Annotated in this window: 10 protein-coding genes and 1 pseudogene; 6 read left to right on the top strand and 5 right to left on the bottom strand. The window is 70.1% G+C overall.

Going from position 1 to position 10,763, the window contains the following annotated elements; translation table 11 throughout:
• Positions 1–479: signal protein (locus ACFXMF_RS32715; protein ID WP_380020921.1), on the top strand; the 479-nt coding region annotated here is incomplete at its 5' end.
• On the opposite strand, the gene ACFXMF_RS32710 is transcribed toward ACFXMF_RS32715, so the two are convergent.
• Positions 466–1,008: a DUF6058 family natural product biosynthesis protein gene (locus tag ACFXMF_RS32710; RefSeq protein ID WP_379988513.1), complete on the bottom strand. Its 543-nt coding sequence runs from the start codon at positions 1,006–1,008 to the stop codon at positions 466–468. The two genes, ACFXMF_RS32715 and ACFXMF_RS32710, sit on opposite strands and share 14 nt — an antisense overlap.
• A 196-nt stretch (positions 1,009–1,204) precedes the next feature.
• Between ACFXMF_RS32710 and ACFXMF_RS32705 the strand changes: the two genes are divergently transcribed.
• Together ACFXMF_RS32705 and ACFXMF_RS32700 are read left to right on the top strand one after the other, a co-directional pair.
• A complete protein-coding gene (locus ACFXMF_RS32705; protein WP_360308605.1) occupies positions 1,205–1,711 on the top strand; it encodes a hypothetical protein in 507 nt (168 codons plus the stop codon).
• A 124-nt stretch (positions 1,712–1,835) separates the two neighbouring features.
• Positions 1,836–2,318: a hypothetical protein gene (locus ACFXMF_RS32700; protein WP_360308608.1), complete on the top strand. Its 483-nt coding sequence runs from the start codon at positions 1,836–1,838 to the stop codon at positions 2,316–2,318.
• A gap of 103 nt (positions 2,319–2,421) precedes the next feature.
• Here ACFXMF_RS32700 and ACFXMF_RS32695 read toward each other — a convergent pair whose 3' ends face one another.
• On the bottom strand, positions 2,422–2,763 hold the full coding sequence (locus ACFXMF_RS32695) for a VOC family protein (protein ID WP_360308611.1): 342 nt from the start codon (positions 2,761–2,763) through the stop codon (positions 2,422–2,424).
• A 153-nt stretch (positions 2,764–2,916) separates the two neighbouring features.
• Here ACFXMF_RS32695 and ACFXMF_RS32690 point away from each other — a divergent pair, with 153 nt between their 5' ends.
• From ACFXMF_RS32690 to zapE, 3 genes are all read left to right on the top strand, one after another.
• Positions 2,917–3,465 (top strand): Uma2 family endonuclease, encoded by a 549-nt coding sequence (locus ACFXMF_RS32690; RefSeq protein ID WP_379988512.1) that lies wholly within the window; start codon positions 2,917–2,919, stop codon positions 3,463–3,465.
• A 242-nt stretch (positions 3,466–3,707) separates the two neighbouring features.
• On the top strand, positions 3,708–3,980 hold the full coding sequence (locus ACFXMF_RS32685) for a hypothetical protein (protein WP_360308617.1): 273 nt from the start codon (positions 3,708–3,710) through the stop codon (positions 3,978–3,980).
• 86 nt (positions 3,981–4,066) lie between these two features.
• On the top strand, positions 4,067–5,206 hold the full coding sequence (gene zapE / locus ACFXMF_RS32680; RefSeq protein WP_360308620.1) for a cell division protein ZapE: 1,140 nt from the start codon (positions 4,067–4,069) through the stop codon (positions 5,204–5,206).
• A 350-nt stretch (positions 5,207–5,556) separates the two neighbouring features.
• Here zapE and ACFXMF_RS32675 read toward each other — a convergent pair.
• The 3 genes and pseudogenes from ACFXMF_RS32675 to ACFXMF_RS32665 all read right to left on the bottom strand — a co-directional run.
• Positions 5,557–7,512, bottom strand: a pseudogene (locus ACFXMF_RS32675) (APC family permease); the annotation flags it as partial.
• Positions 7,513–7,642: 130 nt separating this feature from the next.
• Positions 7,643–8,713: a 2-oxoacid:ferredoxin oxidoreductase subunit beta gene (locus tag ACFXMF_RS32670; RefSeq protein ID WP_379988510.1), complete on the bottom strand. Its 1,071-nt coding sequence runs from the start codon at positions 8,711–8,713 to the stop codon at positions 7,643–7,645.
• Entirely contained in the window at positions 8,706–10,568 is a 1,863-nt protein-coding gene (locus tag ACFXMF_RS32665) for a 2-oxoacid:acceptor oxidoreductase subunit alpha (protein WP_360308626.1), read from the bottom strand. Before ACFXMF_RS32665 ends, ACFXMF_RS32670 begins: the two co-directional genes overlap by 8 nt.
• Positions 10,569–10,763 lie beyond the last annotated feature (195 nt).

The raw sequence follows: 10,763 nt of genomic DNA, 5'->3' as shown, positions 1-10,763 counted from the left end.
GGGCACGTTGGTGGGCCTGGGCGGCCAAGAGCACGAGCGGCACGAATCCGCTCGCCGATCGCAACGGCGAGCAGTGCGACCGCAACCAGGCGACCACCGCGTGGTACCTCGCGGGCAGCTCCGAGGGCCCGGCGATCCGGCGTTGCCGGATGGTCACCCGGGCACCCGTCGCGTTCCCGGTGGTGAACCTGAAGGGCACCCAGGCGGAGTGTGCGCGGTTCATGGCCGACGCCAAGGGCTCGGTCGAGTTGGACGGCAAGCAGATCCGGCCGGACCGGTTCGACGCCGCGCCGATCCGCTTCACCGGGGTCGAGGGCAATGCGGTCACCGGCAACGCCGAGGAGGTGAACACCTACGCGTGCGGCCTGTGGGTGCAGTTGGCCCCGCTCGGCGAGGGCACCCACACGCTCGCCGTCCGCGGCTCCGCGGGCACGGTGACCACCGTGGTGGACTACACCCTGAACGTCACGGCGCGCTGACCGGCGGTCGGTGGGCGCGCAGGGCGGTGACGTGCGTGTCACGGGAGACCGGGCCACCGAAGCGTAGTCGGTCGTAGGCGGTGAACTCCGGCTCCAATAGGTCGAGTTCGTCGACCAGCGCAGCCAGGGCCGCGGTCGACGTCGGGGAGTCCCGGTCGGCCGCGGCCAGGGCGGCGTCGATCGCGGCGACCAGGTCGCCCTTGCGGCGGATGGTGGTCGGCGACACCGCGTGCAGGCAGACGTATTGGCCGCTGAGGTAGGCGTGCCACTCCTCCTCGCCCTCGGCCGGATCGTCCCAGTGCCGGAGGAACCAGGCCCGCAGCCGATCCGTGCCGCCGGCCGCGTCGGCGAGGGCGAACAGGTCGGCGGGCACCATCTCGGCGCCGTCCGAGCGCAGATACCCGGGCAACGGCAGCAGCCGGGCGAGCATCAGCTCGCGCACCTCGTCCGGAGCACGTCCGAGTCTGCGGCACAGCGCGCCCAACTCGACGAACTGCCGATCCACGTACGCGTCGTCCGCCGCCGTCATCGGGTGATCCCCGTTGACCTCTCGAAACCGCACGGCCACGGCCCGCGCAGCCGCCGATCGCCGATCGCCTGGCCCCACCATCGCCCCGCCTCCACTTCGTCCCCGAACACCCACCCTCGGAAGCTAGTCCGCCGATTTTTCGGCGCCCGCCGAACGATCCGCGTGCTACCGGGGGCCGGCCTGCCAAGGTGGTGGGATGACTGCTCCCCTGCGCGACTACGGGTATGTCGGACCGGCGGACATCCGAGCCGAGGCCGTGCGGGCCGACACCGAGGGCCGGCCGATGCGCTCGGCGGCGGACTTCGCGGCCTGGGTCCAGGCGCAGGAACACGACGAGCCCTTCACGTATGTGGTCGGACTCGACGGGGTGTTGCGGCTCGCGCCGCGGCGCGGTGAGCATGTCGCCTGCGCGGCCGGCGAGCGGGTGCTCGCCGCGGGCGAGGTGGCGTTCGCGATCGAGGACGGAGGGTGGGCGGTGGTCGAGATCGGCAACCAGTCGACCGGCTACTGCCCGGAGCCGCGCTCGTGGCCGGCGGTCGCGGCGGCGCTCGCCCGGATCGGGGTGGCCGGCCCCGAGGGGTTCACCCACGAGTTCGTCTTCCGGCGGTGTCCGGATTGCGGGGAACGCAACGTGGTCAAGGAGGGCGACTTCGTGTGCGCGTGTTGTGCGGCCGAGCTGCCGGCGGATTGGAACTTCGAGTGAACGCCCAGGTCACGGGCGTGCGCTGACAGCTCGGCGGGCGTCGGGGTGGGCGCTGACAGCGGAGTGTGGCGGTGGTCAGCGCGCTGTGCGGGGGTTGCCGGCGGTGCGGCGGATGCTCTACGACATGGACACCACGAGCAGCACCACCGCCAAGACCCCCCAAGTGATCGGCTCCTTCGTCCGCTTCGTCGTCTTCGGCGGCGGTGTCGGCCTCGCGAGCAGCGTGACCCTGATCCTGCTCTGCGGCCACCTGCCGTTCGCCGCGGCCAACGCGCTGGTGACCGTCGGCTCGACGCTGATCGCGACCGAGTTGCACAGCCGATTCACCTTCGGCCGGGACAAGCCCGGCACGAGCGACCACGTCAAGGCGGCGCTGACGGTACTGGTCTGCTACCTGTTCACCACGGCCGCGATGCTGACCCTGCAGGCGATCCAGCCGCAGGCCGGCGTGCTGGTGCGGCAGGCGGTCTACCTCTCCGCCTCCGGCCTGGCCGGCATCGGCCGGTTCGCCTTCATGCGACTGGTGATCTTCGCGAAGAAGAGCCCGACCGGCCCGAAGGCCACGCCGCGTGTGCTCGCCCGGGAAGCGGTGGCGACGGCGGCCTGACCGGCGGCGCCCGGACGGCGACCGCGACGACCGACGGGTCGGCTCGCGGGGAACGGCGACTGTGTCCCGCCGACTCCCCGTTCGAGCCGACCCGTACGTCGTCTCAGGCGACGAAGCAGAACTCGTTGCCCTCCGGATCGAGCATCACCCGGAACGATCCCTGCTCGTCGGTGACCGCGGGCCCCCGCGCACTCGCCCCGAGCGAGATCGCCAGCGCCACCGCCGCGTCCAGATCGGCCACCCTCAGGTCCAGGTGCAACCGGTTCTTCCCGGCCTTGTCCTCGGGCACCGGCTGGAACGCCATCCGCGCCGAGCCGGGCGGTTCGACGTGCGACCACCCCCGCGCCCGATCCACCGGCTCCCCACCCAACAGCCCGGCCCAGAACCGGACCAACAACCCCGGCTCCCGGGCGTCCACCACGATCTGATGCAACTCGACACGCATACCCGAAAGCCTAGAAGACCCCACCGCTGCCCGATCGGGTGAACCGGGCCGCGAGTGCCACTACGGCATCGACGGCAAAACTAGGCTGATGCCGTTGCCTCGGGGAGAGGAGGGCCGGGTGTGATGACCGCCGGATCGGTGTATCCCCATCGTGTGGAAACCGATGAGGAGCCGACGTCGCCGCTACTGGCCGAGTTCTTCGCGCTGTCCGAGCGGCTGACCAACGATCGTGTGGAGTTCATCGACGGGAACATCAACGTGGCACCACCGCCGGATGGAGACCACGAGACGATCGTCGATCAATTGCGGTTGCAGATGTTGGGTTCGGCAATCGCGTTGAGTGCTTCCGGCAACAAGGGACTCGCATTGCCCGGCGGGGACTTCGTCGTCCCGGACGCGACCCACGTGGCGCGCGGCGGACTGCGCCACGCGCCTTCGTGGATGCCGCCGGACGATGTGCTGCTCGTGGTCGAGGTGACCTCCTCCGACCCGACCCGCGATCGAATGAAGAAGTACCGCGCCTACGCCCTCGCCGGCATCCCCTTCTACCTCCTGGTGGATCGCCAGAACGGCAAGGTGATCCTGTTCTCCGATCCGGAGCGGGACGCGTACGCCGGCCGCAACGAGGTCGCCTTCGGCAAAAAGCTTGCCCTCCCGGCCCCGTTCGCCCTGACCATCGACACCGCCGACCTGGTCGACTGAGCAGGAGGAAGACCACCGCTGCCCGATCGGGTGAACCGGAATCGGGAGGTTACTGTGCCGTGGGACCCGAAACTAGGCTGAGGGTGTTGCCGTGGGGAGGGGAGGAGCGGGTGTGATGTCCGTCGATGCCGTGTACACACCGGGTGTGGAAACCGACGACGATGCGATGCCGGATCCGCCGCAGGTGTTCCTCGCCCTGTCCGAGCGACTTCACGTCGACTGAATCGTGGGGATGTGATCCCGTGTCGGATGATGCCTCGGACAGTGGCCTGAGTCCGCTTGCCCGGCGGGTGCTCGCGTGCATGTTGGCGGTGCCGGAGGGGATCAGATTCACCGGCAAGGACGTGGCCGATGTGATGCCGGAGGGGCAGTATCGGGTGCAGAAGGCGCTGCGCGAACTCGGGGCGACGGGACATCGGACCGTGCGGCGGTTGCAGCGGCCCAACGGGCAGTTCTATGTCGAGGTCGAATACCACGCGATACCCGTCCGGGCCGACGACTCGTCGCCGGATTGAAGTGATCACGCAACCGCGAAACACCGCTGTCGAGTGGCCGCCGGCGCGGCGAGGTGCTCGAACAAGCGCTCACTAGGATCTCGATCATGGGGCGAACGACGGTCGAGACGATGCGAAACCACTTTCACGAGGCCGCGACCACCCGCGGCTACGTGCTCGATCCGGCCCAGCACGAGGCCGTCCAGCGGCTCGCCGAACTCGGCGCCGCGCTGAGCCGGGGTCGCGGACACGGCCTGTTCCACCGCCGCCCGGTCGCGGGGCTGTATCTGTGGGGCCCGGTGGGTCGGGGCAAGACCTGGCTGCTCGACACGTTCTTCGCGGCCGTACCGCTGCCCGCCGAGCGGCGCACCAGGGTGCACTTCCACGCGTTCTTCCGCCGCCTGCACGAGGCGGTCGACCGGCACCGCGACGACCACGGCCACGAGCACAGCGCCGTCGACGCGGCCCTGTCCGAACTGGTGGGCGACGTCGACCTGTTGTGCTTCGACGAGTTCCACGTGCACGACCCGGGCGATGCGATGCTGGTCACCCGGCTGCTCCGGGAGTTGCACGCGCGCGGCGTCGTCCTGGTCTGTACGTCCAACTATCCGCCCGCCGGCCTGCTGCCCAGTCCGCTCCACCACCACCTGTTCGAGCCGACGATCCGCGAGATCGAGGAGCGGATGACCACCGTCACCGTGGCCGGTCCGCAGGACTACCGGTCCCTGACCCGGGTCGGCACCGCGGCCGGCGAGTTCGGCGAAGGCGCGGTGTTGTGGCCCGGCGACCCCGAGCAACTGCGCGGACAGGGCCTGGTTCCGCCGACCCCCGACGAGGCACGCATACTGCGGGTGAACCGCCGCGATCTGGCCGTCCGGGCGGCCCGACCGGGCGAGTTGTGGGGCGGGTTCGCCGCGCTGTGCGAGGGCCGGACCTCGGCGCTGGACTACCTCGTGCTCGCCGAGACGTACCCGACGTGGGTGATCGGCGCGCTGCCCCCGCTCAAGACCGCGAGCGCCGAGGCCCGACAACGCTTCGTGAATCTGATCGACGTCTGCTGCGACGCCGACGTGCGGCTGTTCCTGTGCAGCGACCGCCCCCTGGCCGAAGTGCTCGCCGGCGACGACCTGCCGACCGACATCTCCCGCACCGCCAGCCGCCTGGGTCTGCTCCGCCGGGTGGGCCGGTCCGACGCTCGCGAGAACGGCTCGGCGTCGGCTCAATCGTCCTCCGGCAGCAGTTCGTAGTTCGGGTCGGACATCGCCAGGTGGCCCTCGGCCTCGCCGACCACCCCCCTGACCCGCATCCGCCGGCCCGGTTCCACCCCGGCGAGTTGCCGGCGCCCGTGGAAGAGCAGCAGCAGGCCGCCGGTGCGGTCGTACAACTCGACCTCCAGGGCCGGCCGGGCGGTCTCCGGCGACGGGGACACCGAACGCACCCGGCCGACCACCTCGGCTCGTTGCCGCCACTTGAGCTGGGCGACCGAGGCGGGCCCGACCACGCGGGGGACCGGCTCCGGTTCGGCGTCCGTCACCGGCAACAACCGCGGCACACACTTCGCCGGCGGCACCTCCGGGGGCGCGGACGGTCGATGCGCCATCGCCGCGGCCACGTCGAACGGCACGACGGTGGCGATCGCATGCGGCACCCGGGTCAGCGCGGACGCGATCGAATCGCTGGTCCGGCCGTGCAACAGGCGGCCGATCAACGGCGGATAGGTGTGTCGAGGCAGCAGCAGGGTGATCCCGGACGCGCCGTCCGCCACCTCGCGCGCGGCCAATTCCAACACCGCCCGGGCGAGCCGCCGGTCCGGGCACTCGATCAGCTCCAGCGGGATGTCGGCGGCCCGGCTCGCCTCCCAGCGCTTGCGCAGCTTCTTGGCATGCCGACTGTCCAACACGAAGTGCGCCGCCCGCAGATCGTCGGCCCGCAGCGCGCGGGCGTAGCGCACCGCCTGGAGCACCGCGACGTCGAGCGAGTCGACCAGCACCACCACCACCGACCGGTCCCGCAGCCCGAAGTCCGCCGTGGCCGGGGCCGCCGCCAGCGCCGCCGCCTCCTCCCGGTAGCGCCGGTTGACCCCGATCAACGCCCACACGCCCAGTGGAAACAGCACCACCACCAGCCACGCGCCCTCGGTGAACTTGGTGATCGCGAAGATCAGCACCACCGCGGCCGAGACCACCGCCGCGAGCGCGTTCACCACGCACCCGGCCCGCCATTGCCCGGTGCGCTGGGTCCAGTGATGCTTCGTCAGCCCGGCACCGGCCATCATGAACCCGGTGAACACGCCGATCGCGTACAGCGCGACCAGCGAGTCCACACTCGCCTGGGTCACCAGCAGCAGCGCGACGGCGGGCACCGCGAGCAGGATGATCCCGTTCGAGAAGGCCAGCCGGTGCCCGCGCCGGCGCAACATCTTGGGCAGGAACGCGTCCTCGGCGACGAAGTCGGCCAGGAACGGGAAGCCGTTGAACGGCGTGTTCGCGCCGGTGTACAGGATCAGCGCGGTGGCCAGTTGCACGAAGATCAGCCCGGCCCGCCCGAATACGCCCCCGCCCAGCACCAGGTGCGCCTCCTGCGCGATCACCGTCGGATCGCCGTCCACATAGGGGATCGCGTGCGTGGCGCGCGCGAGCAGCGAGATGCCCAGCACCAGCGTCGCGAGCACCAGCGACATCGCCACCAGCGTCTTGCGCGCGTTGCGTCCCTGCGGTTCGCGGAAGGTGGACACGCTGTTCGAGAGCGCCTCCAGGCCGGTCAGCGAGGACCCACCGTTGGCGAAGGCCCGCAGCACCACGAACAGCGACGCGCCGTAGAGCAGTCCGCTGCCCGACGTGCCCAGCGGCACCGCGCCGGCCGCGTGCACGTTTGCCTGGGGCAGCGAGCCGTCGCTCGCCCAGCGCACCAGCGCGACCGCGAACACCATCGCCATCGCGCCGATGAACAGGTACGCCGGCAGCGCGAACGCCCGCCCGGCCTCCTTGACCCCACGCAGGTTGCCGTAGAACAGCACCCCGACCACACCGACGCAGATCTCCGGCTTCCAGCCGCTGATGTCGGTACCCCACACCAGATGCAGCAACGACGCGATGGCGTCGGTGCCGGCCGCCGTCTGCACCGCGACGGTGACCACGTAGTCGATCAGCAGCGCGACCGAGGCGACCTGCGCGACGCGCGGTCCGAAGTTGTCCCGAGCCACGATGTAGGAGCCGCCGGCCTTGGTGTACAGGCCGACCACGTCCCAGTAGGACAACGTCAGCAACAGCAGCACCGCGAGGATCGTGTAGGTGACCGGCAGCACCAGGGTGAAGGCGGCGACGCCGATGTAGGGCACCAGTGCGCGCAACATCTGCTCGGTGCCGTACGCCGAGGACGAGATGCAGTCCGAGGCGAGCACGCCGAGCGCGGTCGGGTTGGACAACTTCTCGCCGCGCAGTCGCGAGCTGACCAGGGGCGGGCCGAGCAGTCGTTTCTTGACGCGATAGCCGACCGTCTCGGGAATCCGGACATCCACGCTGAGCGGAGCGGGCGGGCCGGTGGGTGACTGCATGCCCCTCGGCTGCCCGGGCGTCGTGCCGCACATGCCCACGCTCGGCCGAACAGGGGCGGTACGCGAGCGGGGCCCGCGGAAGATCCGCGGGCCCCGCTCGGTGACGACGCGTCCGGGCGTCGAGGTCCCGCTAGTCGATCGTCCAGGTGTCGTTGCCGCGGATCAGCGAGGACAGGTCACCGGGGCCCCCGGCGCTCGCCGCCTCGGCCATCTGGGCGGACATCAGTCGGTCGTAGACCGGCCGCCGGATGTCGCGGAAGACGCCGATGGGGGTGTGCGTGTTGCTGGTCAGGTCACCGAGTCGGGTCAGCGCGAAGGCCAACTCCGGGTTGTCCGCGTGCGCGTCGTGCACCATCAGCGCGTCCTCGCCGACCTTGGCCACCTCGGCCACGTCCAGCGAACCGCCCGCGCCGCGGATGACGCCGAACCGGCCGTCGGCGCCGAACCGGATCGGCTGCCCGTGCTCCAGCCGAATGGTCACGTCGTCGCGCTGCGCGGGGTCCTTGAGCTGCTCGAACGCGCCGTCGTTGAAGATGTTGCAGTTCTGGTAGATCTCCACCAGCGCGGTGCCCTCGTGGGCCGCCGCCGCGCGCAGCACCGAGGTCAGGTGCTTGCGGTCGGAGTCGATCGACCGGGCCACGAACGACGCCTCGGCGCCGATGGCCACCGACAACGGGTTGAACGGGTGGTCGAGCGAGCCCATCGGGGTGGACTTGGTGATCTTGCCGGTCTCGGAGGTCGGCGAGTACTGACCCTTGGTCAGGCCGTAGATCCGGTTGTTGAACAGCAGGATCTTCAGGTTGACGTTACGCCGCAGCGCGTGGATCAGGTGGTTGCCGCCGATCGAGAGCGCGTCGCCGTCACCGGTGACCACCCAGACCGAGAGGTCCTCGCGCGAGGTGGACAGGCCGGTGGCGATGGCCGGGGCGCGGCCGTGGATCGAGTGCATGCCGTACGTGTTCATGTAGTACGGGAAGCGGCTGGAGCAGCCGATGCCCGAGACCCACACGATGTTCTCCTTGCGGAGACCGAGCTCGGGCATGAAGCCCTGCACCGCCGCCAGGATCGCGTAGTCCCCGCAACCCGGGCACCAGCGCACCTCCTGGTCCGACTTGAAGTCCTTCATGGACTGCTTGCCGTCGGCCTTCGGGATCAGCGACAGCGAAGGGAAGCCGCCGGCGCCGTTCGCAGACTCAGACACTCTCGATCACTTCCTGGATCACGTGAGCCAGTTCCTCGGACTTGAACGGCAGACCGCGGACCTGGTTGTACGACATGGCGTCCACGAGGAATTTGCCGCGCAGGAGCAGGGCGAGCTGACCCAGGTTCATCTCCGGGACGATCACCTTGTCGTACGACTTGAGGACCTCGGCCGTGTTGGCCGGGAACGGGTTGAGGTGGCGCAGGTGGGCCTGCGCGACCTTGCCGCCCGCGGCCCGTACCCGACGGACGCCGGCGGCGATCGGGCCGTAGGTGGAGCCCCACCCGATCACGAGCACCTTGGCGTCGCCGGTCGCGTCGTCGACCCACAGCGGCTCGATGTCCTGCGCGATGCCGTCCACCTTGGCCTGCCGGGTGCGCACCATCAGGTCGTGGTTGGCCGGGTCGTAGGAGATCGAACCGATCCCGTCGGCCTTCTCGATCCCGCCGATGCGGTGCTCCAGACCCGGCGTGCCGGGGACCGCCCACGGGCGGGCCAGCGTCTCGGGGTCACGCTTGTACGGCCAGAACTCCTTGGTTCCGTCCGGCATCTCCTGGTTCGGCTCGGTCGCGAACTCGACCCGCAGGTCCGGCAGTTCGGACGTCTCCGGCAGTCGCCAGGGCTCCGAGCCGTTGGCCAGGTAGCCGTCGGAGAGCAGGAAGACCGGGGTGCGGTACTTCAGCGCGATCCGGGCCGCCTCGATGGTGGCCGCGAAGCAGTCGGACGGGGTCTGCGGGGCGACGATCGGCACCGGCGCCTCGCCGTTGCGGCCGAACATGGCCTGGAGCAGGTCGGACTGCTCGGTCTTGGTCGGCAGACCGGTCGAGGGCCCGCCGCGCTGCACGTCGATGATCAGCAGCGGCAGCTCCAGGGAGACCGCGAGGCCGATCGTCTCGGACTTGAGCGCGACACCCGGACCGGAGGTGGTGGTCACGCCGAGCGCACCGCCGAAGGAGGCACCGAGCGCGGCGCCGATGCCCGCGATCTCGTCCTCGGCCTGGAACGTGCGCACGCCGAAGTTCTTGTGCTTGGCCAGCTCGTGCAGGATGTCCGAGGCCGGGGTGATCGGGTACGAACCGAGGTAGATCGGCAGCTCGGACAGTTGCCCGGCGGCCACCAGGCCGTAGGACAGCGCGAGGTTGCCGGTGATGTTGCGGTACGTCCCGGCGGGCAGCTTGGCCGGGGCCACCTCGTAGGAGACCGCGAAGTCGTCCGTGGTCTCGCCGAAGTTCCAACCCGCCTTGAAGGCGGCCACGTTCGCCTCGGCGATCACCGGCAGCTTGGCGAACTTCTTGCGCAGGAAGGCGATGGTCGCCTCGGTCGGCCGGTGGTACAGCCAGGACAGCAGACCGAGCGCGAACATGTTCTTCGCTCGTTCGGCGTCCTTCTTGGAGATCTCGAACTCGGCCAGCGAGCCGACCGTCAACGTGGTCAGCGGGATCGCGTGCACGTTGTAGGCGTCCAGCGAGCCGTCCTCCAGCGGACTGTTCGCATAGCCGACCTTGGCCATCGCGCGCTTGGAGAACTCGTCGGTGTTGACGATGATCTCGGCCCCGCGCGGCAGGTCGCGGATGTTGGCCTTGAGCGCTGCCGGGTTCATCGCGACCAGGACGGTCGGGGCGTCGCCCGGCGTCAGGATGTCGTGGTCGGCGAAGTGGAGCTGGAAACTCGATACACCCGGCAGGGTGCCCGCGGGTGCCCGAATCTCGGCGGGGAAATTGGGAAGGGTCGACAGATCGTTTCCGAACGTCGCCGTTTCGGACGTGAAACGGTCGCCTGTGAGCTGCATTCCGTCACCGGAATCGCCTGCGAACCGGATCACTACCCGGTCGAGCTGCTTGACCTGCTTGGTCACGGGGATGGACCTCCTCGGCGCTGCGGCGGTTGGTCCGCGCACCGCGCGGATGTCGCAGTTTTCATCGTACGGCGGTACAGATGGGGGCCGTGGCGCCCCCCGGAGCGGGCGAGGATCCGCCCTGGCGCGCGACGTGAGCGGCGTCACGCTTCGGACATGGCCCGCAGGGGGGTTCATGTCCGTCTAATTCCGGAC

The organism is Embleya sp. NPDC059213 (genome assembly GCF_042754445.1).
Taxonomy (GTDB): Bacteria; Actinomycetota; Actinomycetes; order Streptomycetales; family Streptomycetaceae; genus Embleya.
Note: the sequence above shows the minus strand (reverse complement) of the source record. Positions and strands in the feature narration are given on the sequence as shown.

Coding starts and splice junctions, on each gene's coding strand:
- ACFXMF_RS32710 (WP_379988513.1), bottom strand. CDS start 1,008: ATGACGGCGGCGGACGACGCGTACGTGGATCGGCAGTTCGTCGAGTTG.
- ACFXMF_RS32705 (WP_360308605.1), top strand. CDS start 1,205: ATGACTGCTCCCCTGCGCGACTACGGGTATGTCGGACCGGCGGACATC.
- ACFXMF_RS32700 (WP_360308608.1), top strand. CDS start 1,836: ATGGACACCACGAGCAGCACCACCGCCAAGACCCCCCAAGTGATCGGC.
- ACFXMF_RS32695 (WP_360308611.1), bottom strand. CDS start 2,763: ATGCGTGTCGAGTTGCATCAGATCGTGGTGGACGCCCGGGAGCCGGGG.
- zapE (WP_360308620.1), top strand. CDS start 4,067: ATGGGGCGAACGACGGTCGAGACGATGCGAAACCACTTTCACGAGGCC.